Origin of the sequence: Haloarcula sp. CBA1131 (assembly GCF_008728975.1) — an archaeon.
Classification (GTDB): domain Archaea; phylum Halobacteriota; class Halobacteria; order Halobacteriales; family Haloarculaceae; genus Haloarcula; species Haloarcula hispanica.
The window spans coordinates 105,119-131,407 of record NZ_RPCY01000004.1 but is presented as its reverse complement, the minus strand read 5'-3'; the positions used below and the strand labels follow the sequence as shown (position 1 = coordinate 131,407).

Annotated in this window: 22 protein-coding genes and 2 pseudogenes; 10 read left to right on the top strand and 14 right to left on the bottom strand. The window is 55.9% G+C overall.

Features of this window, described 5'->3' with window-relative positions:
- Positions 1–143 precede the first annotated feature (143 nt).
- The 4 genes from Har1131_RS22785 to Har1131_RS18370 all read right to left on the bottom strand — a co-directional run bounded on the left by Har1131_RS22785 (position 144) and on the right by Har1131_RS18370 (position 2,470).
- A complete protein-coding gene (locus tag Har1131_RS22785; RefSeq protein WP_151148049.1) occupies positions 144–287 on the bottom strand; it encodes a DUF1272 domain-containing protein in 144 nt (47 codons plus the stop codon).
- A 264-nt stretch (positions 288–551) separates the two neighbouring features.
- Positions 552–1,235, bottom strand: a complete 684-nt coding sequence (locus Har1131_RS18380; protein WP_151148046.1) for a cyclase family protein — start codon at positions 1,233–1,235, stop codon at positions 552–554.
- 105 nt (positions 1,236–1,340) lie between these two features.
- On the bottom strand, positions 1,341–1,820 hold the full coding sequence (locus Har1131_RS18375; RefSeq protein WP_151148043.1) for a hypothetical protein: 480 nt from the start codon (positions 1,818–1,820) through the stop codon (positions 1,341–1,343).
- The gene (locus Har1131_RS18370) at positions 1,817–2,470 is read right to left on the bottom strand and encodes an HXXEE domain-containing protein (RefSeq protein ID WP_151148040.1); all 654 of its coding nucleotides are present in this window, start codon (positions 2,468–2,470) and stop codon (positions 1,817–1,819) included. The genes Har1131_RS18375 and Har1131_RS18370 overlap by 4 nt, the downstream gene beginning before the upstream one ends.
- 195 nt (positions 2,471–2,665) lie before the next feature.
- Between Har1131_RS18370 and Har1131_RS18365 the strand changes: the two genes are divergently transcribed.
- Entirely contained in the window at positions 2,666–3,307 is a 642-nt protein-coding gene (locus tag Har1131_RS18365; RefSeq protein ID WP_151148037.1) for a helix-turn-helix domain-containing protein, read from the top strand.
- A gap of 122 nt (positions 3,308–3,429) precedes the next feature.
- Here Har1131_RS18365 and Har1131_RS18360 read toward each other — a convergent pair whose 3' ends face one another.
- The 5 genes from Har1131_RS18360 to Har1131_RS18340 all read right to left on the bottom strand — a co-directional run bounded on the left by Har1131_RS18360 (position 3,430) and on the right by Har1131_RS18340 (position 7,005).
- On the bottom strand, positions 3,430–4,095 hold the full coding sequence (locus Har1131_RS18360) for a DUF2306 domain-containing protein (RefSeq protein ID WP_151148034.1): 666 nt from the start codon (positions 4,093–4,095) through the stop codon (positions 3,430–3,432).
- Between the two features lie 7 nt (positions 4,096–4,102).
- Complete coding sequence (locus tag Har1131_RS22270; RefSeq protein ID WP_225308178.1) at positions 4,103–4,372, bottom strand: hypothetical protein; 270 nt, start codon at positions 4,370–4,372, stop codon at positions 4,103–4,105.
- A 92-nt stretch (positions 4,373–4,464) separates the two neighbouring features.
- A complete protein-coding gene (locus Har1131_RS22265) occupies positions 4,465–4,635 on the bottom strand; it encodes a DUF2852 domain-containing protein (RefSeq protein WP_225308177.1) in 171 nt (56 codons plus the stop codon).
- A gap of 50 nt (positions 4,636–4,685) precedes the next feature.
- Positions 4,686–5,789, bottom strand: a complete 1,104-nt coding sequence (locus tag Har1131_RS18350; RefSeq protein WP_151148031.1) for an IS630 family transposase — start codon at positions 5,787–5,789, stop codon at positions 4,686–4,688.
- Between the two features lie 628 nt (positions 5,790–6,417).
- A complete protein-coding gene (locus tag Har1131_RS18340) occupies positions 6,418–7,005 on the bottom strand; it encodes a TetR/AcrR family transcriptional regulator (protein ID WP_225308176.1) in 588 nt (195 codons plus the stop codon).
- A gap of 533 nt (positions 7,006–7,538) precedes the next feature.
- On the opposite strand from Har1131_RS18340, the gene Har1131_RS18335 reads away from it, so the two are divergent.
- Both Har1131_RS18335 and Har1131_RS18330 read left to right on the top strand, forming a co-directional pair.
- A complete protein-coding gene (locus Har1131_RS18335; RefSeq protein WP_151148025.1) occupies positions 7,539–8,849 on the top strand; it encodes a site-specific integrase in 1,311 nt (436 codons plus the stop codon).
- Between the two features lie 490 nt (positions 8,850–9,339).
- Positions 9,340–10,731 carry an ATP-binding protein gene (locus Har1131_RS18330; RefSeq protein WP_151148022.1) on the top strand — a complete coding sequence of 464 codons (1,392 nt, stop codon included), beginning with the start codon at positions 9,340–9,342 and terminating at the stop codon, positions 10,729–10,731.
- A gap of 222 nt (positions 10,732–10,953) precedes the next feature.
- Here Har1131_RS18330 and Har1131_RS18325 read toward each other — a convergent pair whose 3' ends face one another.
- Positions 10,954–11,517, bottom strand: a complete 564-nt coding sequence (locus Har1131_RS18325; RefSeq protein ID WP_151148019.1) for an HTH domain-containing protein — start codon at positions 11,515–11,517, stop codon at positions 10,954–10,956.
- A gap of 148 nt (positions 11,518–11,665) precedes the next feature.
- On the opposite strand from Har1131_RS18325, the gene Har1131_RS18320 reads away from it, so the two are divergent.
- From Har1131_RS18320 to Har1131_RS21940, 3 genes are all read left to right on the top strand, one after another.
- The gene (locus Har1131_RS18320) at positions 11,666–11,932 is read left to right on the top strand and encodes a hypothetical protein (protein ID WP_151148017.1); all 267 of its coding nucleotides are present in this window, start codon (positions 11,666–11,668) and stop codon (positions 11,930–11,932) included.
- 291 nt (positions 11,933–12,223) lie between these two features.
- The gene (locus tag Har1131_RS18315; protein WP_127015133.1) at positions 12,224–12,952 is read left to right on the top strand and encodes a rhomboid family intramembrane serine protease; all 729 of its coding nucleotides are present in this window, start codon (positions 12,224–12,226) and stop codon (positions 12,950–12,952) included.
- 234 nt (positions 12,953–13,186) lie between these two features.
- Complete coding sequence (locus Har1131_RS21940) at positions 13,187–13,333, top strand: hypothetical protein (protein WP_191907512.1); 147 nt, start codon at positions 13,187–13,189, stop codon at positions 13,331–13,333.
- A 26-nt stretch (positions 13,334–13,359) separates the two neighbouring features.
- Here Har1131_RS21940 and Har1131_RS18310 read toward each other — a convergent pair whose 3' ends face one another.
- Entirely contained in the window at positions 13,360–14,352 is a 993-nt protein-coding gene (locus Har1131_RS18310; RefSeq protein WP_151148014.1) for a hypothetical protein, read from the bottom strand.
- A 494-nt stretch (positions 14,353–14,846) separates the two neighbouring features.
- Here Har1131_RS18310 and Har1131_RS18305 point away from each other — a divergent pair, with 494 nt between their 5' ends.
- The 4 genes and pseudogenes from Har1131_RS18305 to Har1131_RS22780 form a co-directional block, all read left to right on the top strand.
- Entirely contained in the window at positions 14,847–15,713 is an 867-nt protein-coding gene (locus Har1131_RS18305; protein WP_151148011.1) for a hypothetical protein, read from the top strand.
- Positions 15,714–15,977: 264 nt separating this feature from the next.
- The gene (locus Har1131_RS18300; RefSeq protein ID WP_151148008.1) at positions 15,978–18,083 is read left to right on the top strand and encodes a hypothetical protein; all 2,106 of its coding nucleotides are present in this window, start codon (positions 15,978–15,980) and stop codon (positions 18,081–18,083) included.
- A complete protein-coding gene (locus Har1131_RS18295) occupies positions 18,080–21,553 on the top strand; it encodes a UvrD-helicase domain-containing protein (protein ID WP_151148005.1) in 3,474 nt (1,157 codons plus the stop codon). The genes Har1131_RS18300 and Har1131_RS18295 overlap by 4 nt, the downstream gene beginning before the upstream one ends.
- A 21-nt stretch (positions 21,554–21,574) precedes the next feature.
- Positions 21,575–21,850 (top strand): annotated as a pseudogene (locus tag Har1131_RS22780) (hypothetical protein); the annotation flags it as partial.
- 260 nt (positions 21,851–22,110) lie between these two features.
- On the opposite strand, the pseudogene Har1131_RS18285 reads toward Har1131_RS22780, so the two are convergent.
- From Har1131_RS18285 to Har1131_RS18275, 3 genes and pseudogenes are all read right to left on the bottom strand, one after another.
- Positions 22,111–22,524 (bottom strand): annotated as a pseudogene (locus Har1131_RS18285) (IS1595 family transposase); the annotation flags it as partial.
- 555 nt (positions 22,525–23,079) lie between these two features.
- Complete coding sequence (locus tag Har1131_RS18280; protein WP_151148002.1) at positions 23,080–25,086, bottom strand: SLC13 family permease; 2,007 nt, start codon at positions 25,084–25,086, stop codon at positions 23,080–23,082.
- A 106-nt stretch (positions 25,087–25,192) separates the two neighbouring features.
- A complete protein-coding gene (locus Har1131_RS18275; protein WP_151148000.1) occupies positions 25,193–26,062 on the bottom strand; it encodes a universal stress protein in 870 nt (289 codons plus the stop codon).
- Between the last annotated feature and the right edge of the window lie 227 nt (positions 26,063–26,289).

Here is a 26,289-nt window from a genome sequence, read left to right as displayed (position 1 = left end):
AATTCTTACTTCTCGACCGCTAAGTACAGAGGGTGTAATCAGTACAACAACTTCGTTTCTTTCAGCTAATCCTTTTTATATCGACTGTCGAGTGACGATGCGAAGGTATCTGTCTTCGACGAAACGAACGAGTACGGAAATAATCACGCTGGAGGGACCGGGCGAGGGACGAGTTTGTCACTACAGTTTGGACATGTCGCGTCCATGGATCTAGTACATTCCGGACAGAACGTACACTCATACGCGCAGATGTAACTCTCGTCGGCGTCAGTGAGTGACTCCCGCAATGTTCGTTTTCGTCTTTCATCTTCAGGGCCATGCTCAATTCTTCAGAGACGATGATGTGGTCTGAGTCGCGCTCATCAATTAGTTACCCTCTGCGCGATCGCGCCAACTCTCGCTTTGATGCAATTGCATTCGTGGTCATGTTGAAGTCGATGGTTCGCATATGGACAGCAAGCTACTGTTCCCTTGGATGGTGAGGAAAATTCATATAATGGAGGAATCACTCTCCCTCTTAGAGTAATATTGTGAATGCTGTGTTTCCTGCGTCACTGATTAAGTTCGGCAAACGCACGAACGGGCATCGCAGCAGTGTCTTTGGCTTTGATCGGCACAGCATAGAATCGAAATGACGTACCAACGAGCGAATCGAGGTTGCAGAGATTCTCGACGATGAAGATCTCCTTGTCGAGGAGTAGAGTGTGAGCTGGACGAGTGGGATTCTCGTGGTCGTCGGCGTTTAACGTGTCTACCCCGACCAGGGAAACGTCTGCATCGATTAGTCTCTCAATGACGGCCTCAGAGATGTATGGGTAGGATCGGTACTTCTCTGAGCCCCAGTGTTTGTCCCATCCAAAATTGAACAGGACGGCAGAACCTGCGAGGTCATCCTCTCGGGGAAGTGCGTCGGTGGTCAATTCCTCGTCACCACCAAGTCCTCGGGCATCGACGACTTTCCCAGGGAGTATCAGTTCGCCGATTTCAAGTTCACTGATGTCCCGCCCCTCCGGATGCCGATGGTACGGTGAATCGAGGTACGTCCCCATGGACGTCTGGAACCGCATTTCGGTGACCTCGAACGCGGCCTTGTCGTCGTACTTCTCCCGTGAATCCTCGTGGGAGAAGAACGGAGACACCTCCGCAGTGTACTCCGTGTGTGTCCCGTCATCGTTCTCGTGACGGAAACCGGGCATCCCATCCTCGAATGTATGACTCAGATCGGCGAACTTCATACCATCTACCTTATTCGACATCTGATGTTAATCCTACTTGATATTTCATCGTATCACGTTTCGTTGTCGCGACCATATCTCGGTCGCTGAAAGACATCAGGTGAGTCAATATTCTCCCCTCGAATAGCCAAACCAGTCATAGAGTGTGCTGATAAGCACACCCTCAACGCTAACTACGATGACCCAGAAGAACAGTTCCAGTCCCAGAAGTGGGAGCGGTTCACCGAACATGTTGAAAGGTGCGTGAAACTCGAAGTACAGGGCCATCAGCACCCAGAGGATTCCGCCATATGCCAATCCACTCTTAATGGTGTTTTCCGGAAGCGAATCGCGAATGTACGAAAAAACCCCGCCATGGAGTGCACCGATGAATAACGAGATCGTCATGTATACCCCTGGGTCTGTTTCCATCACTGGCAGCGGTTCCATATGAGTCATGACAGCGATCAGTTTGTCGCTTTGCTGGTCCGAGTGGAATAAGATCTCCTCTCCTAGCTGGAAGAACAGAACCTGACTGACGAGATTTGCAACGAAGATACCGATACTTCCAGCAATGCCAGCCGTCGCCCATCTGCGATACCTCATTGACTGCTCCCCGCATTGCTGTTCGTCTCAACGTCACGGTTCACACCACTGCCACTATCGCTTCGGACTTCCCACAGACGATGAAACAGGATCGGCCCTAGAATCAGATAGATCACGGACGTATAGAGTCCGGGGAAGTAGCCGAACTCACCGGTCGCGAGAATCGGATAAACGGGATGAAGAATTCCGTTTCCGATAACCCCCATGAGCGTGAAAAACCAGACGATGAGCATCGGACCCTTGATACCACGGTAGATGGCGACTGCGCCGAGAGCGAACGCAGCATACGAGACCATATTGATCTGAACGAACGTCGTGAGCTCAAACGGAGCTGCGTTGAAAACCTCGACCGGCCAGCGGGTGTAGAACTCAGTCGTAAACTCCTCGGCAAAGTGTAAAAACTGGACACCAAAGGCCACCAAGTAAACTGGGAGCACACGACTTGGATCGGGCATTTGCTGAAAACTTGTTAGCAAATAACACACATATGCGAGAATAATCGCGGGAACAAATGTAACAATCAGTGACAGCCCCGGAGAGAGATACGTGAAGATTGCAACCAAAGTCAGCGTCATCACCCCAGGGAAAATCGCGTCTCGGGTACTCAACGCCGTCATCAAACTCTCAGACTCGTTGATTCGAACGTCCATATCAAATCCCTCCACTCGTTTTGTCACTTACAGAACGAGCGACCACTGCTTTCAGCAACCGTTCGATGCCTAACTTGGGCCGAACGAGGGTTTGTCTTATCATGAGGCAAATTACCGTTAGACTGGAATTTGCATACCGGCGTTGCCTCACCCAGACAGGCTTGTTTATATGATCCGGGGAATAGGAGTATCATCATGAAGTCGATTACGTTGGAAATCACAGTTGAAGGCGGGTTCCACCCGGCAAATCGGTTACTCGCAGCGGACCCATCGATAATCCGCGAGTCACTTCACTACGTTACCATTCTCGAAGATGGGACGATTGTTCTTCTATATCATCTTCGAGGCGACCTCAATCAAGTAAGAACGTACCTCACAGACCACGAAGAGGTCATCTCCTGTGATGTGCCAGAGAGCGAGGAGGGACTTGTGTACATCCACGGTCGCCCAATTGAGCCGATTCGTGAATATTTCTCTCTTGCCCGGACGCACGGAATCGTGTTCGAGACACCTATAACACATACCGATAACGGACTCAGAATCACGATGAGCGGAGACGAACAAACGCTTCATCGTGTCATCTCAGAAATTCCGTCGGATATCGAGCTAACTCTCCTCAGAAAGGGAGAGCGTAAGCCAGGGGAGAGTGAGATTATATCGCTATTGACCGAGCGGCAAATGGAGGTACTCACGGTGGCAGTTGAGGAGGGATACTACGAGACACCGAGAGGAACGACTCACGAGCAGATCGCGACTCAGATCGGTGTCGCAACCACAACCGTGAGCGAGCACCTCCAAAAAATCGAACATCGTGTGTTCTCTGTACTTGTCAGATAAGATTGTTGTCAAAAGGCCACTGGCCAAGTCAGGCACTCAATACTGTACTGTGGTCAAGGAACTAACTAGGTGCTCTGATGTCTATCCATATATAAGAGGGTGACTTCCGGACAAACAGCTACTCAGGTACTGGCAGTTCGATGATCAAACTGAGTCCGATACCGGCGCACGAGCAAGAAGATGAGCGGCGTCCCGATAACGGTGGGCCACAGCCAACTGACCACCGACGGCAGGAACGTGAAGTTGACTGACGAGAATGCAGTCACCGTCGCGATGTACCCGCCCGCCATCCGCGAGAGGTGGCCGTAGAACCAAGCCCGAGGATTAGACACCCCTCGTCTGAACTGCTGGATGTCGTTACCGCCGAACCCGAGAGCGATCCCCCCGAACACGAGCATCACCGTCCCGAACTCCACTCCGGACAAGAGCCGAGTAGCCCCGAACACAGTCAGTCCGACACCAGCCCCGACAAGCATCACCGTCGCGGCCCAGTCGACAGCCGCAGGACTATCGCTCGGTCGCTTGCGAGAGAGAACTCGGTACCCGGAGAAGACGAAGTAGAAACTGAATACCGCGACGAGCGCGAGGAACTGCCGAGACGAGTTCGGATCGAACACGAACAACGCGAGCGCCGAGGCCGAAACGAACGCCATCGACCCGACGTAGACGCGACCGAGGCGTCGATGGCGGTACCCGCCCTTCTTTGTCACGAACGCGCCAGCACCGGCGAACAGCGCCGCAAATCCCGCGAGGATGTGGAGTCCAAGAGTGACGTTTTCGGCGATCACAGCGGCCTCACCGCCTCGCAACGAGCGCGTATCCGAGCGTCGCCGGGAGCGCGTATACGACGTGACCGAGGACACTCCAGAGCTTCTCGGGCATCGCAAGATCGGGGAACGCCGGCGTGAACGGGTAGCCGACAGCGCCGAGCCAGAGCGGCATCAGGAGAACTGAGAGTAGTGCCGTCGAGACGACGCCGACAAGAACGGCGAGGGCCGTGGCACCAAGGAGTGTCTTCGCGTACTCGGTGAGTGGTTGCCATTGGACAGCCGCGACGTACATCATTGCGAGCACCACCCCGTGAAACTGGTGAATTACCCACCCAGCTAGCAAGTCTGGCCCAGAGAGCCCGTACATCATTGGTAGGGCGAGCTCGATCAAGGGTTCGGGTTCCCGTACTGCATCATCAGACCGAGCGGGATGCTTCCGATGAAGCCACCAACAGCCGCAGCAATCCATGCGAGAGTGGGGATGGCTTTGAATCGAGTGGCGACCGACTGGGTGTGGACTTGGCCAATGTCAGATGTCGACTCTTTCGTATTGGTCATCACCTGATGATAGAGAAAGGGAGTAATAAATCTACTTAGTGAACTAGTACTTAGGAGAAGAACTGCAAGCGAGAGCCGAGGAATTCGTCGATCCATGATTTGGCGAAGCTCAGCCGAGACGTGAGTTGGTCGAACAGTTCTGAGACGAGAGCGCGGAACTCGTTCGCGCTCTCGACAATCAGCGGAGAGGCTTCCCATTTCAGACTCTTCCAGACCTGCTCGATTGGGTTGAGGTCGGGTGATCCAACCGGTAAGAAAACGAGATCAATCCCGAGTTGGTGGGCACGTTTGCGCGTGAATTCACACGTGTGCGCGAAGTGATTGTCCAAGACGAGCAGAATCCCCGTCGCAGGATTCTGCTCGCGGACCTTCTCCAAGCACTCACAAATGCGTTCTTTCGTTTGGTCTTCTGGAAAACTGACCACACTCTTACCGTTGAGTGCGTAGAAACCGACCGCTGGTTCGAAAATCTTCACCAGCGGTCGTTCATGATGCGGATCATCGACATACCACAATCGGCGCGAGTTATCGTACGGCTGTGGATGCGACGCATCGAAAAAGCCGACAACAGTGCCCCCATCCGTACAGACATCATCGTCGACGACCCAGCCTTCCTCGTCGTCGTCTTCGCGTTTGTTGTGTGGTTCCCCAGTATCCTCGGCGAGCGCGTCATCGACGCGCTCGTCGAGAATCTCTTCTGCATTATCTGGCCGTGACGGACGCTTTGTTCGTGGAATTGCGTATGACAATCCGAGATCCTTGAGAAACTCACCCAAGTAGACTGGATGGTACTCAACGCCGAACTCGTCGTTGATGAGATGCTGGATTTCTTGTGGCTGCCACGGTTGGCCGTCACGAAGCATCTCAAAGAGTTGTTCCTGCTCGTCTTCGCCGAGCTTCGGGGGACGTCCGTCCCCGAAGTTCGGCGTTAACTGTCCAAGACCACCTTCGTTCCAGCGACGTGCCCACCGACTGCCCGTCGATTCAGACTTGCCAACGCGGTCAGCTGCCTCCTCAAGGCTATCGCCCTTGTAGAGATTTTTCACGAACGTGAGGCGGCGGACGACCTTCGGATCGTCCGCCTCCGATAGCAATCGATTGAGATCGTCTTCACTCAGATGGCGGACGATCTCTTTTCGACGGTCTCCGCTCATTGCAACATCTTCTCACGCTATCCCCATAACTTCACTTGGGTACTAGCTCACTAAGTAGTTCGTTGGCTCGCCACGGCTCATTCAGTGCAAGTTCGTCGGCAGTCCGCTTCAGGGACGGTCGAAACCCGTCTGCGAGATTGATTCAATCTGTCGAGATATTCTGATCTGTGATTTCTTCGAGGACACTAGACCCCGGACCTTGCTTAGAATCCTACTCCACTCTTCGTGTAAACGGAGACGGCCATCATCGAGGCGTCTAATGAGGTCGACAGAATGGCCAGTCGCCATATCCCCAGCAACGATCACGTGCCTATAGCGAAAATCGAGGGTCTCACCGAGATGGTGGCCGACAAGGTGTCCGAGTCTGACCGACTCACCGTGATACAGTACTGAATCAGGTCATCGGTCTGATCGAACCAGAAATATATCTCCGCCGACATCACCGTCAGCGGTTCGAGATGGATCTGAACACACAGCCATCGACGGATGGTATAGGGTAAGTCTCGTATTCCCCCATCGGCCAGATTTCGACCTCGGTTGGAGGTAAACCATCCGTGTGACAGGGTCACCTGATTCGCGAGGCTGCGCTATCGAATCGTTTGCATTCGTCTAGATCGGGGTCCCCCGATTACACTAACAGTGAGTCGATATACGAGTCCACCTGTGCGTGGAGAGGGGAACCGATGTCTTCCATCTCAAGTGCGAGGTAAAATCCGGTTGAGCCGCTCGCGGCAGCAAGGAGAAACGCCGCGACCCCGCGAGCGTCAGTCTCGCGAAAGACCTCCTGTTCGATGCCGTCTTCGACAATACCTTGCAAGACTGCAAGATTACTGGTCTCAAGTTCGAGAAGGGGTGCTTGGAGGGTCTCGTTGTGCGGGGCGTGGGCGAGCAGTTCCATCACGGCAATGTTAGTTCGTCGTCGCGGTTCGTCGTCGAACTTCACGAATAGCCTGTCACAGGCTTCTCGAAGTCGGGCTTCGGGGCAAGTCGCATCAAGTTCCTCTAGCTGCCGTCTCAGGAATCCTGTAGCACTTTCGAGGAACGCAGCGACCATCGCGTCTTTGGAGTCGTAGTGGTAGTATAGACCGGCCTCAGTCTTCGGACTCTCGGCGGCGATCTTCGCGGTCGTGAGGCGCGCGTACCCGTGCTTGGCGAGTGCTTTGCGCACTGCATCGGCTATTTCTGCCTGCGTCTCGGTAGGGGCGGCTTCGGTCACTATTTTACTTAGTGAACACTTACTCGTTTGAGCCTTGCGTTCGCTCGTACAACGCGACGATCCTCCGGACTTCTCCTATGACCAATTCCCTCGCGCGTAGTCTCAACCCTCAGGGAATAACAGAGGACAGCAGTCATTCGGTTAATCAGCGACCCCGCAATGACTGAACCGCTCCACGGTTCATGAATGCTGAAACGGTTCAGAAAGAACACTGTATTGTATTCCCGATTACTCTTGAGTCCGGTAAACCGAGTCTCACTCACCGTCGCCGCGCCGTCCGGCGATGTTACTCTTGAGTCTGGGTGAGCACCACCTCTGGCTACGCATTGGAGTAGCTCGAAATGTGAGCTAAGTGTTGATTAAATGGTGGTTTGTAGAAGTCTAAACGCAGAATCTGTGACTACTGGATATGGACATTCCATACAGCGATATGCAGTTTAAAGCAATATTTGCTAAACCACCGTAGAGCCATAAGTCTGGCACGCGTCTGCTGTCCCAACAGAACTATCAGGTTTTAGTGTGTTTAGCTGTGTATGCCGAAATCGGCTGATTCAGATTCAGAACCGGGAAAGCACGACGCTTCACCCGGGATTGAGCGGACGAAGCCGTGGCACTCCGCCGACGACGTGCCCTGGACGCTGCTGACCGAGGCCCAACTCGCCGACGCCTATGACGCCGTGGTCGTGCCGGCGCTGCGGCGGGACGGCTTCGACCCCGAAACCGACAGGCCATCCTACGAGTGGCTCTCGAACAACGGCTTCCGTGGGCTCACGTACGCGCTGAAAGAGTACCACGACACGACGTTCGCCACCTTCTGGTCGGACACACTCGGGTACGACACCGAAACCAGCGGCTACGACTGGGATATCGAGCACGACGAGACCCGCGAGTCCTTTCAAGAGTATCTCGACGCCAAGCAAGCGGCCGCAGATGACTGGACCGATAGCACCCGCGAGACCATCCGGTATCGGCTTGCCCGCTACGCTCGGTCCTACCGAGAACGCCACGGAACCGACGATCTCCTCTCGCCCGTCGACGCCGACAGCGACATCACCGAGACCGAAGCCGTCGACCGCTGCCGGGAGACCTTCGCCTACATGTCCGGAGAGTTCGCTGAGTCGACCATCGCGCGCGTCCACGATGCAATCCGAACGTGGTACGGCTGGCTTGTTGAGCGCCGTGTGGCGACAGTCAATCCCACCAACGGTGCGGAAGGCTGGTTCTCGTGGACGCGCTCGTCGGACACAGATCCAGTCGCTCTCGAGCCCGAGCACGTCCGGACGATGTTCGACGTGGCAATCACCAGCCGCGACCGGATGTTCGTCGTCGCACTCGCCGGGTGGGGCCTGCGGGCCGGCGAGGTAGCGGCGCTGCACCAGGACCAGCTCCATCTCGACGCCGAGGACCCCTACATCCAGTTCGACGAGCGAAAGAACGGGCCGGGGACCGTCGCTATTGTCTTCGGCGAAGACATCGCTCGCCGGCACCTCTCCCGCGTCGATGGCTATCTGTTCCCCTCGGAGCGCTCGAAAACCGGCCACGTCGACGGCACGACCATCGCGGGTTGGTTCCACGACCTCGCCGACAGGGCCGGCGTGCCCGAGGAGATCGACGGCGTCGCCCGGAAGCCACACATGGGTCGGCGGTTCTGGTACGACGCCTACTCACGAACCACTGAGGACCTGCTGGGCCACGTCCAAGATATCGCGGACGAACAGGGGAGTGCAAGCGCGAAGGTGGTCTTCGAGGACTATCTGACCGACGAGCGAAAACGAGAACTCCGCCGGGAGTTCATGTGCGACAAACTAAGTGCGGCCTTCGACACGAGTAATCAGAGGGTGTAGCGGAGCATTCCATAACTTTCCCAGCGTGTCATAGAATACGTCTCATACTCCCTACCTGGCGATTATACAGCTCTCAATTCGCACAGAAGCCCGTAGTTTCGTAGGCTGTTAGTTTTATTCGAGATTGGGTCTGTGAACGATATGTGCTGAGAACTATTGTATGACACGCTCTAACTTTCCAGTAAACCCACTCAAAAATTCCCAGAACGCTCTTCGGAAGCAGGTCATTGGTCACGTAGAACTGTTGTTCTAGAGTAGCGGGCAAAGTGACGCGAGAATCGTCCTCGCCTGGCCTCTCGAAACCGTGGTCGCAGAAGCTATGCCGAGGACAAGCTACCGGTGTTTACACTCGTGGTCGTAGTAGTGATGGACAATATGTTGCGCCGGCGAAATCTGCTGCCGAATCGACTGTGTGACTCTTTAGGGGCATACAATTGAAGGGTCGCGCCAAAACGCATAAGTCATTATCGTAATAATCATTATCCAAAGTATGACCTTCTATGACCGGAGAAAGGAGCTTGATGCGCTTTCAACTGCGTTTGAGTCGCCTGGCCCGGACGTATTCGTCGTCTACGGGCGTCGACGTGTCGGCAAGACAGAGTTGCTGAAGGAGTTCTGTACTGATCGGCCGCATATTTACTTTCTCGCGGCGCAGGAAGCCGAGCATCGGCAGCGCGAGAAGTTCATCGACCAGGTTGCAGCGTTCTTCGACGATCGGACTCCACGGATCGACGGGTGGGACGAGGCCTTCGACTACCTCGGGGAGAAACTTCGTTCTGAGGAGCTAGTGGTTGTGATCGACGAGTTCCCGTATCTTGTCTCGGAGAACGACTCAGTCCCATCTTACGTACAGGGATTTGTCGACGAACAACTCCAAGAGACCGATTCGATGCTGGTTCTCTGTGGGTCTAGTGTGAGTACGATGGAATCTGAGGTACTCGGCCACGAGAGCCCATTGTATGGTCGTCGTACGGGGCAACTCGACGTGCAGCCGTTCTCATTTCAGCAGGCTCGTGAGATCATCGACTACGAGATCGCAGACGCGATTCGATCGTACGCGATTACCGGTGGGACGCCGATGTATCTCACGCTGTTCGATTACGGGCGGTCGCTCGCGGAAAACGTCCGGTCACAGGTGCTATCGCCGTCAGCAGTACTGTACAACGAGCCGGAGTTTTTGCTTCGGACGGAGCTCCGGAATCCCGCGCGGTACATGAGTATTCTCGAAGCGGTGGCGCTGGGGCACACGACGCCGAACGAGATCTCAGGAGCGACGGGAATCGATGCCGGTCCGTTATCGAAGTATCTACAGACGTTGCGGCAACTCCGACTGATCGATCGGGAAGTCCCTGTGACAGCGTCCGGAAAGAAGTCGAAGCGGTCACGGTACCGCGTCGCTGACGAGTTCCTTCGGTTCTGGTTTCGGTACGTTGAGCCGAACCGCTCCAGTATCGAAGAAGCACCGGATATCGTCTACGACGGTACGATCGCCCCTGATCTTCCAATGCACGTCGCCACTGCATTCGAGGACGTGTGTCAGGAAGCCGTGTGGGAGGGGATTCGACGCGGTGAATTCGAACCGTACTCAGAGGTCGGGCGGTGGTGGTACGGGGAAGACGAAGTCGATATTGTGGGGCTCGCACCGAACGATAACCGAATCCTGTTCGCCGAGTGCAAGTGGACATCGGAGCCAGTCGGGACGGAGCTCGTCAATGACCTGCAGGCAAAAGCAGGGACCGTTAGATGGGGGCCAGATGATCGGGAGGAGTGCTTCGCACTGTTCTCAAAGAGTGGGTTCGTTGAAGGACTTGAAGACCAACTCGACGAGCACTGGTCGCTATGGAATCTCGCAAAGATGGATGATCTCCTCACACCGTCCTAAAGGGTAGTCTGCGTTGAACCAACGTATATACGACGGGAAAGAGACTAGTTGAGTATATCGTTGTCAGTCTTGGATAATCTCTCTGAACTCGACGACGTAATAGAGGATGTCACTGAGGTATTATATACTGCTTTCCATTCGTATGAGAGTCTGATACCGACGAGCCCGGCCAGGACTAATCAAGCTGAGTGACTGGGTTTTGACAGTCCGTAATGACCATCATCATTTGTCCTTCCCAAACGGGCCCTCAGGCAGCCGTGGCCACAGGAATCCGCTTACCCAGGCCATATACGGTGAGCAGAGTGTCACAATGATGCCGGTGAGTACACACCCGATGGCAATACCCAGATAGGCCCTTTCCGGGAGCGCTGACTCTGAAAGGAGACCGACTGTGAACGCTCCATACACGGAGAATACGACGCTACCGGTGAGAAGCATTATGAACCCAAAAAGGGCGAACGCCCCTGGGCCAGTCCGAGAGTGTTTTTTCAGGAGACTCCAGAGGTCGGCATAGAACCGTTGGACAGCCATAGTGGTCTCCGTGTGGCCTGGATCGTGGACGTCGACGTCCCAGGCGTAGGTGGTCTGGCTGTCGCGACGGTCGAGCCACTCACTCATCTCACCGGTGTGATTACTGATCGTCGTCGTTGAGCAGTCGAATCGCTCGGCGAGTTCCTGCTGGGTGTATTGCCGGTCGGGGTTGGCGTACAACAGCTCGGCAATCGCGAAAAACCGTTCTCCTTTGGCGTCGAATTCATCAGCGAACGCCGACGGGACTCGCTCCATACGCTTCGGTTAGACAACCTGGGTAATAAAGGCAAGAAGTATGGGTTGACGCTGATACAGGGCCCTCTTGATGACGATAAACCCCAGGTAGAAGCCCTGAAACGGTCTTCCCGGTTTTTGTCCCCTGCCATCGTCGGCGAAGGTGTCGATGGAAGCTACCGAAGATAGTGCAGACCGCTGCACACCGATTGCGAGGGTATCGTATACTGACCAGAACCGGCAGCGCGGGCAGATTGATGGGCAGTACGTACTCGGGGCGTTCATTGCAGTCATCCTTGCCAGCCCACTGGCGACAGCGGTAGTTGAGATGCAGTATCATCTATCCGCAGTAACCGGCTTCTCGTGGCTGTCAGCTACGTTTCTCGCAGGGCTGATTATCGCTGTGATGGTGGCCGCGGCACTGGAGGGAGTGTAGCCATGACTGGACACAATCCTTGGGACACACTCTGTGAGTGTCTCAAAGCGAAACCTCGCCGCCGGGTCTTGACGGGCTTAGCTGCCAAGGAACCGACGGAGACAGTCCACTTCACAGAAGTCCGAACCGATGAGTCAAACACTGGGACGCCGATCCACGCCGAATATATCCATCTCCACCTCCCAAAATTGGCCGACGCTGGCTACATCGTGTTGGATGAGCAGACCTATGAGATTAGTCAAGGGCCCCGGTTCGCTGAGATCGAACCGTTCCTCGAGTTAGTCCAGAGCCATGGAGAGCGACTGCCGGATGGCTGGGTGTAACGTCTCGATGAAGCATCTTGGGGCGCTACCGAAGCTGCCGCTCGCTGACGAGCTCTACCGCCGACTCACGTTCAGGAAGCGGCGTGCCACGCAGTCACTGATACTGACTATCCTGCTGTGGTACGGCCTCCAGATCGGGACACTCTATCTCGGCTGGACAGTCGAGCAGTGGCAGTGGCTGTTCACGACGGCCTCGTTCCCAGCGCTATCGCCGGGGCTCGTTTTGGCAATTATATCACATGATCTCCCACCCAATGTGACGCATCTACTTGGAAACGTTGCCTTCCTCTGGCTGTTCGCCGGCGAGAGCGAGCAGCATATGAGTTGCATCGAGGTGCTGTGGTTCTTCGTCGCGGCGGCGCTGGTGGCAGTGACGGTCAGTTCAGCCGTGACCGGACAGAGTACGTTGGGTGCTAGTGGCGGCGCACTCGCGTTCGTGGGCTTCTACGGGGCACACCTGTCTCTCGCACATCGAGAGGGACTGGAACTGGATACGAGCGAATATGGGCCTGTTCAGTACGAGGCACTGCGCGCGTATTGGCAGGGTGCGGCACTCCTGTTCCCGCTCGGCTTTGGTATGTACCTGCTCGGTCAGTCTGTTGGATTCTTTCCCACTGGAAACGCAGATGTCATCGGACACCTCGTTGGTCTCGCGTTGGGTGCTGGGTATGCGGTAGGCCGAAAGTGGGTGCGGTAAGGACACTCGCGAAACTCCAGTGTATTGCACTGGTCTGCACTCTGTCTGGCAGTAGGGGCGCGGACATTAGCTCTCAGCTTCGACAGCCGACAGGCTGGGTCCTCTCAGTCACGAACCGCTCGCGCTCTGTGTCACTGAATGGGCTGGCTCTCGTGTCCGGGCACGTCACGCAAAGCAAATTTCAAACGAAAGGGACCCCAGAGATTTTTGTGATCGATGGTTGATTGATAATGCGTGGAAGTGACAGGTAGAGTGAAAGAAGCGATCAAACAGACCCGACTTGCCAAGCAGGAAGTGGACGACGCCGACGTTTCCGAGGAGTTGGAGGACGCGATAGAAGCGCTAGAGGACGCGTCGGAGACACTCGCAGACGACGATTGAGACACCCGTTGTAGGCGGTAGTTACGTTAGCCACCGGCCGACGACTCGTGGAATGACCGACCCGATCGGAACTCGGTTAATTCAGCGATCCGGTCTTCGAGCGCTTCGATTTCGTTACGGAGTTCGTCAGCTTCGTCGCCCTCGGTTGCCTCAAGTTGGTCTTTCAGTCCTTGCAGGCGCGTTTCTTTCTCTTGCTCGTCCACATCGGCCTTGCGAACGTACTCGCTCGGTTCGATATCGTAGACATCGGTCTCGGAAAGGTCGGTCACCGCAAGTGCGTCGTCGACTTTGCTGGAGTCGACCGTCGTCAACCGCTCGCGTTCGATGCCGGCGGCCTCGAACGCGTTCAACACTAGCTCGTCGTCTTTGAGCGACCGGTTCCGACGCGTAGTCCGCTGGACGGAGCCAAACTGTCCAGAAACCGGCTGGTCGTGATGTAGTCGGTCAAGCAAGACGCTCCGAACGTCTTTCCGGAGGTCGTTTGCATTGCGCTGGACGTCCGAGAGCAGGGTGTAGATGTTCACGAGTGCGGGCGTGTCGACAGCTTCGAGCGTCGTCAGGTCGTGACGTTCGAGGGCGTCAATCAGCAGTAATGCGTCTGCATACACGTCCAGATCCGGCTCTTCGCGCTCGGTCTCATCGAGTTCCTCACTCCCACCTTGGGCTTCTACTAGCGGCGACCCCGTCGACTGATCGCTTTCAGTCAATGTCCCAGCTCGGTCGTCAACCTCGAAGCGTGGATGGAGAGACAAGACAGTCGCGTACGGTTCCGCGTCCGGCGGCAGGCGGTCAACATCGAATTCGCCACGAGCATCACTCACGCGCTCGTAGAGCGTCTCAAATTGGTCTTTCTGGAGTGGAATTGTCTCGTCGTCATCCCGGTACTGAATCAGGACGCGATGTTCCTGCACATCCTCGATGCTGAAGGCTTTGCGTGACAGCGGGGTAACGAGGATTGCATCAGACTGCAATGCTTCAACATTGTCACGGAGATTGTTCCACGTTGGTCCGAAAGTCATGTCCAAAGGTAGGTGGTGACCGGAGAAAACGATAGGGAACGTGACTGACCCAGATACCGTCCGTTTGGCTGCAGCGAATGGACAAATTCTAGCCGGCTAAAGGCTCTCTGTGTTGGGTTGCGTCGAATTGTATTCGTGCATCCGAGCAAGACCGAGGAGAGTCAGCAGTGAGCACGCCGGCGTCGGTCCCGAGTACAATGCTTGCTGGTGCCAGCTCTTCTCACACACAGTATGACACGAACTAAATCACCACCAGTAGATCGCCCCGAACAGAACCTAAACACCGTTCTTGTCCTTTCGTTTGAGCAGGATGCCAACGACCAGCCGCGGCGTATTCGATATCTCGCTTGTCGTGGGAAGGAGACAATGTGGCGGGTCGAAGAGCGTCGCTGCGGCGTTGGCTGGCAGACCATCGACACTGAGCCTATCGAGAATCTGCAACTGAGCCAGCCAGATCAGACACCGAAGACAGAGCGACATGCAGATGTCGGCGTATGACCCAGACCACACCGACAGCTGCTCTGGACGGCCTCGTCGACGGGACCACCCTTACGCGTTCGACTGAGCAACCGTATGGCGACCGTGCCCGGGTGTTGTCACAAGCCGACGAACAGTCCCCACTGCTGGATGTGCCCGTCGCAATCTGTTGTCCGAACTGTAGTGAGGCAGTCACGCTGTATGAACGAGGCCTCCCAGGTGTCGTCCCGTACTTCGATGCGGCATGCACACAGTGTGACGTCGACCTACGGACCTGGTGTGCTGTTGCCGTTGATGCAGCCTATCTCCAGATCGTCGAACCCGCGACACTCACGACGATGGTCCAGCGATTCTGGGATGACTGGCTCTGGAGTGGCATCACCAACAGCAAGGGCGAACCACGCACCGACGAGTATACCGACCGGTTCGCGACGAAAACTGCAGCCTTCGGGTGGGACTGGGAAGTTACCTGTCCGCTGTGTCGACGTACGCGGACTGATCTTGAACGTAACTCAGCACTTGTCGGCGGGAATCTAGACTATCACCACTGGTCACACGACCCTGATCAGGGGGTCTGTCTCTGTCGGGAGTGTCACAATATCATCGGCTTCGACACATACGATACCGAACTCGAAGAGCGAGCTGCGGCCTGGGGCTTTGACTCGCGTCATGATCTGCAGGTCATTCGCCTCGCACTTCGCGATGCGGCAGTTACGGGCCGGCCAGTTGGAACCCGATCTGCAACTGCCCTCGTCAACCGATATAATCTCTTGCAGTCACCCGACCGCGTTCGACAACTCCTCGGAAGTATCAGCAACGACAGGACACTCCGAGAACGGTTCCTTGACAATCGGCTAGTGGCTGGCATTGAAGCGAACGGCTGACGAATAACAGAGAATAGTAAGTCAATCAGGCTCACAACCTCTGAAAGTGTCGTAAACAAGCGTTTGAGAATGCAATCGTACCAGCGGCTCTGCGTAGCGAGGTGACTACTGGATGAGTAAGCGTGCATCCCAAAAGAGATGGCGTGGAGCGCCAGTGTTGTGTGCATTCAATAGTAGCCGGCTTGCTGATAAAAAGGTGTGTACTCACACCAGTTTCTATACCATGCGCGCTTGTACTGAGTTACGTTCACAAAACTAGAGAGTATGAGTAGCCACCTCCATTCAAAGTCGCCCGTTGACGTAGAAAATATCCATATTTGTGCAGAAGAGGAGTTGATAAACCGCGCTCACCGTGCTCAGCAGCCGACAGATATTGTTCTTGCCCCTGAACAGTTTCATCGGCGAAACCTGAAACGAGTGATTGCCGATAGAAATCAGCCGCGAAGTTCACTTGCATTGCTCACGCCAGCAGCCGTGGCGACCGAGCTTCTTTCATCACCGGAGGAATCAGATCCAGCGGTCCTTGATCGAATGGATCGCCTCCAGGTGCTCAAAGACCTGTTGGAGTCTCCGTCTGGAGATGTGTCTCGATTATCTCGTGTCTTTGGAACGTCGCTTACAACCCAGTTGGATCGGATCGAAGCGGCGCGAGAAGAACTGTCGCTACTCACAGGGCATCATTCAACACGCCATTCCGAACTTGAGACGGTCTGTGCTGAGCTTGACGGTGTTGCTCGTCTAGATGCACTTGACCTTCTGACGGGTATCAGCAGTCTTGAGGAGCAGCTTCGCGACCGCGTCGAGGAATACATCTCCACAGAGGCGGTGTTAGAGGCGGGCACTGAAGTCGTAGCAAACACAGGAGGAGATGCTTGGCAGAAAGAGTACTCTGGGATTGAGCGGGTCAACGTTGTCGGAATTAGTACGTTGGGGACGCCGTTGCTCGCGTTTCTGACAGCGATCGGTCGCGAGACTTCGAGTACCGTTCATCTCTATCTCCGTGCACGCACTGGCCCGCGGATTGCCAGCCGACTTCAGTCGCGACTGGACGGTAGTAGTACTCCAAGTCCGTCAGATTCGATTGAGCGCTTGCAGATCGATGAGTTCCGGACTACGCCAGCAACGGAGATCGTGGCCCCAACACGGGCTGAGGAGGCGAGGGCTGCACTCGCGGTTTGTGAGGGGCTTCTTCGAGAAGGGGTCTCCGTGAGTGATATCGCGATCGTTGCTCGTGATATCGACAAGTACGAACGTGATTTGACCCGTGCATCGAACACATACGGACGTCATCTCTCGTTTTGGACGCAGCTAGAGCTGAAGCGATCGCTCCCGTATCGAGTCGTGGCTGAGACCTGTTCAGTGCTTGCCGCTGCGTCTGCCGGCACTATCGATGCCGAGACCATGTTCCGGCCACTGGAATGTCAGTGGCTCGTCACGGAGGATGGCGCAGAAGGAGATGAGAGCGTTACACCGTTTACACCTGCTGAACTTAGTGAAATCCGGCAGGGCGTCGGCACGGACTATTCCGGAACGCTGGATCAGTGGCGTGACACTGTTGCCATGACGACGTCGGTTAGTCTGAACGTCCAGCGTCGCTTCGAGAGCTATCTTGATTGGTGCCAGCGCCATCGATCTGCGCCGGAACCAGATGATATTCTCGCTACGCTTGGCCCAGTTCTGGATGGGTTTGAGACTGTTGTTCTTCCGAACATCGAGGAAAACGATACGGTAGCATATACTGAGACGTCACATGCTGCCCGGGCCATACAGCGCGTCGCCGGGGATACTGATTCTGATCACTTGCTACGCGAGGCTCGTGCAAAATACGCCGACTGGCGTGACCGACACCAGATCGAGTCGTCATGGTCGTCAGTTCTGGAGGTGATCGAGACGATCGCAACAGCTCGCCCAGGCCGCCGAGAACACGAGAACGCTGAGCGACTCGATGTACTCGATGCGACTGACACATGGTTACGGTCGTATCCATTCGTCATCGCACTCGGGTTCGTCGACGGTGAATGGCCGCAGCAACCCCACGGCGAATTCCCGGTGGAAGTCCAGACGGCCGTCACAGACGGCGAATCACCCGAGGCACGCACCCTTGGTGTCAGAGGTGCGTGGACTGAAGAACGCGAGTACGACCACGCAGTCGACGCAGTTCGGACGGCGACGAATCACATGATCGTGACTCGGTTCACCGAAGATGTGAAAGGGGTCAGCTATCAGCGGTCACCACTGCTGGAGAACCTCTCGACAACGACACTCAGTGAAAACGCGTATCGCGAGCTGTTGGGAGAAAATGTCATCTTACCTGACCGGGTTCGGAAGTCGATTCCAGAGAACGTCAGCACAGACGGGGGAGATGAATGAGTAAGACTGTTCCCCCGATGAAGGGGAAACAGGCTGCTGTCCGTGAGGACTACTTTCAGCACGACGCTGGCTTCTTCGCTCTGGATTGCAATCCAGGGTTTGGGAAATCCACGACGCTCAACCAGATCGCCGCAGAGGCCCTTGTTCGGGCTGATGCTGCCGGCGACCGGTGTCCCGAACAACAACTCTGTGTGATCTCGTTTTCACGTGAGGATGCAGCGAGCATCGAACCAGGCATCAGAGACGCGCTTGATGCGTTTGCTGAGGATACGGATGGAGAGTATCCTGTCCAGATATCTCCCGAGACGGCAGACCGGCTCAAACGCCGCCTTCAGATGACAGACCATATCGGGACGATAGACAGCGTGCTCCGTGAGATATTCGAGGATATTGCGTCTGAACTTGGCTTTGATGGCATGCCGAGCGTCGGGAACGCGTCGCAGCTCTCGCTCCTTCGACAGAACTGCATAGCGTCGGTCCGCCAAGATGATGCCTATTCTGACCAGTGTACACGGCTTGATACTGCGTATCCGACTGCTGCCGATTCGGACGACGAGTCGGACGACCGCCTTCATACCCTTCTCGAGGACGCGAGAGCGAAAAAGCGCGATCGGCGGCTCTCGATCGACGACTTCGAAGCCCAGCTTCGAGACACCGTCACCGATGTGTATCCAAGTGGGCCACCAGAGACGCTTGCAGACCTCCTTGGAGACATACGCACATTCTACGACGACGACGTCGCCACCGACTTTGCAGCCCAACAACCGCCTGAAACAGATGGGGAAACGAACGAGGCTGTCAAGGACGACCAAGAGTGCTATGAAGAGTGGCTCACCTGTATCGAAGAGTTTTGTACTGTTCTCGAAGGGTACGAACGTGCGTACGATGCTGCGTGTCGTGAGCAGGGTGTTGTTTCGCACGCTGACATCGCTTACTGGATCGCTGAATACTTCGACAACCCGCTGGAGGACATAGCCGGCGCCGACGAGAATGCGTCGGAAGAATACCGAGCCCGCGTGAAAGCACGATATACTGCCAAGTTCCAGTCGCTGCTTATCGACGAAGCGCAAGATATCTCGATTGCACAGCACGATGCGTTAGCGCCGTTTGTTACCGACGAGACACGGGTGCTGATGGCTGGCGATGTCGATCAGTGCATCTACGTCTGGCGGAATGCACGGCCAGAGCAGTTTGTGACGGGCTTCAAGCGCGGTGAATACTTCGAGACGGAATGGACAGAGCATCGGTCCTACTCTGGGTCTCGCACCTACCGGATGCGCCCGGACATCGCAGCAGCTGTGGATACGATCTTCGGAGACGTGTTCACAGACCCAGCCCGTGGAGGCGGTGTCGACGCTGTCTCGGCGAACACCGACTATTCCTCGCTCGAGCCGACGCGAAGTGGGACAGCAGACCCTGCAGTCCATATTGCGGGATACACACAGCCAGAAGGGGCGCCTGGTACTCCAGACTGGTTCAAGACAGAAAAGACGCCAGTGGCGAATTATCTCGCTGGCGGACTTACAGATGGTACATTCGGACATGACACCGTGACAGTCCTGTTTGCCACTCGCTCGAATATGGATGAGCTGGCGGAGCAGCTGACAAATCAGGGGTTCTCTGTCGTCAATGCGAGTACTCACCTCTTCGAGAACCCGCTGATCAAACTCATCTGTCGAGTCGTCTGGTGGCTGGTTGAGCCATATGACCCCGAACGCACCCGTCGCCTCGTTGAGTCCGAGTGTCTCCCGCTTTCGTCCGAGAGCACTGCGTTATTCGAGGATGCCGGGTATCAAATCGATGCCGTGGCAGAACGTGGTGATTCTGATCGACAAGCAGCCACTGAAGACGGATTCCTGGCCGGGCTCGTGGCTCTTGCGCGGCGGCGTGCTCGGCACACGAGTGATCCAGGGTCGCTCATTGCCGAAGAGATCATCGAGATGCTTGGCTTGCGTGCAGACCCATTTGGTCAAGTACCAGATCCTGAACGACGTCTGGCAGCCTGCGATGCACTTCTCTACTCGATCGAAGACTGGGAAGGCGATGAGAGATATTCACTCAGTGAACTCGCTCAGATCCTGAACAGCTATGTTGCGGAGCCAAAAGACGGCCTCGTCCACCCCGTGCCAAATCAAGACGAGTACGACATCGTGTTTCGGACGATCCACAATATGAAAGGCGACGAAGATAGCGTTGTCTGTCTCGCAGATGCGAGCGGCTCCGTGAATTTTCGGGGCCCGCATACTGATACGTTTCTTGCACTCGGCGATACACTGGCGCTTGCGCCGCCAGAGACAGTCTCTCGAACACCGCTCACACAGTCAGATGACCAAGGGCCTGCGACGACGGACTATGGGTCACTTCGGTGGGCGAGTGACTACTGGAGTGACGGTCGCATTGCTGGCCCTCCATCGCTCAGTAGGATCAGTCAGCGATACTGTGCAGAACAGTGGCGAGTCCTGTACGTTGCTCTCACGAGAGCACGCGATCATCTCGTCCTCTCACTACCCTATGAACGCCGAGATAACGGTGTTGAAATGTCGTGGATAGCAACGCTGGCTGACGCACTCTCGTTTAAAGAGAACTCATCAGCAGGTATATACGAGGCCCCAGTATCCAACGCTGAGAAAGAAGCGGCACTCACTGTCGGTGTGAACGACGTCGCGTTGCCAGAGCGAAAATCGAGCGAGGGCCAACAGCCAACGCCCCGGAGTGCTCACGTCCCAGCTAAAACCAAGACCGGATGGACAAGCCGATATGTGAACGGAACATCAGTGTACCAACTCACCGCCAATACGATTGGTTCAAAGGCGCAATATATCCTAGATGAGAGAGCAGAGAGCGTCTCTACTCGGAGTGGGTCAATAGACGCAGACCTTCCGGATGGGATCGAGCGAGAACAGCTTGGAGAAATCACGCATCAAGTTCTCACACGTGCTGTCTCGCAGAACGTGTCTACCGCGAGCCTCCGATCGTTTGATGGACCGCTCCCAGAGATTCTAGCTCAGAGCGTTACGGCCTCGGATTCTCGGATTACGCCTGCAATGCGGGCTTCGATTCAGACGTATCTCAGTGATCGTATTTGTCCACAGTTTGCTACCAGCGATACGTGGAAGGAGATCCAGCAAGCCCAGACCCAGTACGTCGAGGAACCGATTCATACCGTGCTTGAGATAGATGGCATCGAGATAGAAACCCAAAATCGAGCAGACATCGTCTCTGTTCAGTTCGATGGACAGTGGGTTGTTGACGAGCTAAAGCTCACACACAGTTCAATTGAGCAGGAAACTAGGAAACAGCATCGGCTGCAGGTAGCGTTCTATGCGTGGCTGCTTGAGCAGCAACTCCCAACAGAGAGTTCAGTGACTGCACGACTCACATATCTGGGCGAGTCGGTTGAATCAGCAGTTGTGTCGTCTCCCATTGTTCCAGTTCCTGAGTGGCTTGCGGGTCTCGTCGATTCTGAGTGATTGATTCTGCAGGTTCCGTTCTGCCGGTCTGCCAGTACTCGTCGACCAGCAGCGGAGACGTATCGGCTCGCAAGCGTCATCTTCTGGTCGGTGACAATCAACGGCTTCGACGGAGCGACACACTCTTGCGTTGAGTGTAGCCCCATCGTGACGTTCGGCTGTGTAAAACGCCCCAACCGGACATACGATGACGGAGTGCCGCGTCTCGTTGAACGGCCGTTTGACTCCGCTCCGAAGACAGCAGACGATGCTCCGGCAGACAGTGAGGAGGGCGAGATCGGCGGGTGGATTGGGTAGCTGACGATAGTTCCCCGAAACTGGTGAGTCTGTTCCGCTAATGAGCAGTACAGGATACTCATACCAGCCCGACACTCAAAAATATTATAACGCTCTTCCGTAGGAGATTGTTGATACAGTTATCCCGAAGGGAGCGAGGATAGAAACGGACCGTTAGACCGCTCAGCGAGCAGGTTCTTATCTAACTCGGGCTGTACCATAATCGCAAGACACCTCTACATCAACAATGTCCTACGCTCATGCGTAGCACATTGTTGATTTCACAGAGTTGCTCGAACAGCGTATTTGAGAGCATCTCGGCCGGGTTTCCGAAACAGCTCTCGGCGTAGCTGAAATGCTCTAAGATACTGTGTGAGCTTGTCTTTGGAGATACCTCGGTGGGGCGAGAGCCACCGTCGCACCCGCGACGCGTGGCTCTCGCAGGTGTTGACGTGCACCTCGTCGTCGGCGTATTCGCCGTCGCCGTGGACGACGTATTCGCGGTCGAATGCGTCGTCGTCTTCGAGCGGTTCGTACGCTCGAAAGCCGTCGGTATAGACAGTGATTGACTCCTGCTGGCGGTCAGCCAGCAGGAGTCGAATCGTCGATTCGTCTGCGGCTTTCGCCGGGATCACGTACCGTTGTCCGGTGCCACGGTCGGCGATGATGAACACGGGTGGCTTGTCGCCGCTGTACTAACGATTGCAGGAGCGCTTACCCATATCAATTTGTGTTCGGTCGCTGGGCGGCATTGCTTTGCAAATCATCGATAGGCAAAGTATCATCTCACTCCGAAGTGAATCAGTGAGTATCCGATCTCAGAATTAGTGCTGTGATCCAGCTCACCGCTGTTGCGGCGAAAAGGACCACTGTGATCGTGAGAAATGCGTCCAACTTCGGCCGAGTTTTCGGTACGCCAGGATACAGGCCAAAGAAGTATAATGCTGTTATCAGGAGGGAGAAGAAGAACACGGTGGTGACCATCGTAGCATAGGGATGCTTATGGAAGACAGTTCGTTGATCCATCGCTCGTTTGGAGTCCTCACCAGTATCAAATTAGGGAAGTGGCATTAATTGTTCGCCTGAGAGTTACCCGTCGGCCAATCATAGATTCGTATCGATCTATCTCAGTCGTCACAACAGTCGTAACCGGTAGCAATCCGACCATAGAGCTTCGTCGGTCGGTAACCACCCAGCTGGTGCAGCTTTGAGCGGCGCGGTATCGCTGCTAGTTTTCTACTCTCATCCGGTTATACTCCCCAAAAGAACACAATGCCGACGGTGGTGACGACAGTCAGGATCAATTGTAATGGCGCACCGACGCGTGCGAAATCAGTGAATTTGTACCCGCCTGGTCCGTAGACCATCAGGTTCGTCTGGTAGCCGACGGGGGTCAGGAGCGGTGTGCTGGCGGCAAAGGTCACAGCCATTACGAACGCGAAGGGATTGGCGCCGAGTTGGCTGGCGACTTCAACCCCGATTGGCAACAGCAATACGACGCTGGCGGAGTTGCTGACCATTTCCGTGATAACCGCAGTCCCAAGGTAGAACAGCCCCAGGACCACGATCACGGGAAAGAGGTCACTGACGGAAACGACGAGGTCGGCGATGAGGTCCGCCGTGCCCGAGGCCTCGACTGCGATGCCAAGCGGGATGACCCCCGCCACCATGAAGATTACTTCCCAGTCGATGGCTTCGTATGCGTCCTCGGGCGTGAGGATGCCCGTGAAGAACATCGCCGCAACGCCCGTCAGCGCGCTCGTCATAAGCCCCAAAACGTCGAGTGCCGCGAGCCCAAGGGCGCCGGCAAGGATCCCCAGCGCGATGGGGATCTTCGACCGGTCGAAATCCTCCCATCTGTCCTCGCCCGCGATGGCGACGTTCGTGTCCCTCGCAATGCGATCGAGTACTTGGTCAGGCGCCTGGACGAGGATAACGTCGCCGGCCTGCAACCGGACCTCTCGGAGACGTTGACGGATCACCTCGTCGCCGCGCCGAATCGCAAGCACTGTCACGTCGTAGTCGTGCTCGAAGTCTGCAACACCGCTGCGCCGACTCGACCAGGGACCGGGCAACAGCACGACTTCGGTGAGCTCGTTCTCCTTGTCGGGAGCCTCCTCGGCCGTCTCGTCGCCGTCTTCCTCCGCGTCTTCGCTCAACGCCTCGTCCTCGGCGGGAGAGTCGCTGCGTTCCGCGTCGAGCGATTCCCCGCCGTGACGCCGTGGCGAGAAACCGGCCGGGAGGGACGCATCGTCTTCCGTGGCCGCTTCCATGACCTCCGGTAACAGCTGTAGGTGGTCCTGCTCGATTACCTCCTGGAGGGTTTCTTGGTCGGCCCTGACGGAGAGGACGTCGCCCGCCTGGATCCGTTCCGATCTGAGTCCACGGGTGATCGTCCGGTTGCCACGGACGATCTGGAACACGTCGAGGTCAATGTCCTCCTCGCCCAGTTCCTCGACCCGGGAACCGACGAGCGGCGAGTCCTCCATGACGACGACATCGGTGAGGTAGTCGGTCATGCCGAACGCGTCGGTAGGCGACCCCGTCGGCTCGATCCGTGCCGGAGTGAGGTATCGGCCGACGGTGAGCAGGTACACGATCCCCACGAGCAAGACGATCGCGCCCAAATGCGTGAACTCAAGCAGGGCGAACGGCTCTGCGTTGGGACCGCCCACCTGGACCCACACCTCGCTCGCCAGGAGGTTCGTTATCGTCCCGACGACGGTGAGCATGCCGCCGAGCATCGAGGCGAACGACAGTGGTATCAGGAGCTTCGAGGGCGACGTTTTCGTTTGCCGGGCGAGGTTCATTATTGCAGGTATCAACACGGCGACGACCGAGACGTTGCTGACGACCCCGCCGGGCGGCCCGGAGAGCGTGACCGTGGCGAGCAACTGTTTGAACTCGTTGTCCCCGGCGAACGCAATAAGTTTCCGCGTGAGGATCTGGATGACGCCGGTCCGTCGGACGCCTTCGCTCAGGACGAACATCGCCAGGACGGTGAGCGTCGCGGGGTTCGAGAACCCCGAGACGCCCTGCTCCGGTGACACGCCGGTCCATTCGCCGAGGAGGACGAGTGCGACGACGAGGCCGACCGCGGTGGCATCGATTGGAACCGGCTGGGTAACGAAGAGGATGAAGACGGTGGCGATGATCGCCAGTACGACGACTACATCGAACGAGACCGGAAGCTGCACAGGGAGTTGCTGTAGAGGGGAACTATTGTTCCATAAAAACAGAAAATACAGAGGACTCATCTATTCACCCTTCACCGAGAATACCTCGACTGACCACATAGAATTTGTGATACATATTCAGTACAGATATCCAAACACGACAGCGATGCAACACTCCCGATAGACCCTACTCGCGGTGACCAACCGTGATGACGGGCACTGGCACAGACCGGGCGGTCTTCTCAGCGACACTCCCGAGTAGGATTCGATCAGCCCCACGTCTCCCCGTTGTCCCCATCACGACGGCGTGAATATCGTTCGATTCGATGATGTTAAGAATCATCTCGACGGGCGCGCCGTGTTCGATGTGTCGTACGGTGTTTTCAACCCCGTACGTCTCTGCCTTGGACACGACGTCCTCGACGGCATCGGTCGCTACCTGTTCTCTGTCCAGATCGGGAACGGTCGAGCGAACGTCCGGACCTAGCGACGAATCATCCACGACAGACAGCACGTGAACCGTCGCGTCGAGAGACGCTGCAAGCGAGAGACAGTGCTCGGCAGCACGGACCGCACTGGCGCTCCCGTCTGCCGGTATGAGGATGTTCTCGTAAGGGAATACCAGTTGTTCGTCGGGCTGCATTCGCGCCGTAAGAACGGGGACAGAAGATAGACGGATGACCTTCTCCGTGACACTTCCGAGAAGGTATCGTGAAACTCCTTCACGACCGTGAGTCGGCATCACGATTAGGTCGTGGTCGTATCGCTCGGCGTACTCGACGATTGTCGGCGCTGGATTACCCTGGACGACGTCAGAATCATAGTCCACCCCAAGCGTGCGCAGTGTCTTCTCGGCGTCCTCCACGATGTCCTCGCCCTGCTGGACGAGGGCGTCAACGACCTGGGCTTCAACGATGGTGACACTATCGCGTGTTGTATCTGCTACAAAGAGGACGTGGATAGTGGCGTTGGCCCAGTGGGCGATTTCGGCAGCGTGATGCAGTGCCTCCGCAGCTCCATCACTTCCATCAAACGGAAGCAGAATGTCGTTGTACATATCACTTCAAGCACTACGACGGATGTCCCCTAATGGTTTGTCACCATCTCGGCTTCGGGACCCGACTCTAGAAGCCCACAAATGGACACGCCACAACCGAAACACCATAAATTCAACAAACAAGGGATTGATAAGTATGAAAGGATTGGTAGAGAATAACATGAATCGATGCGAGCGTGATTACAAGAGGGGATTAAAAGTGACCGGCCTACCTCTAACCTCGGCTC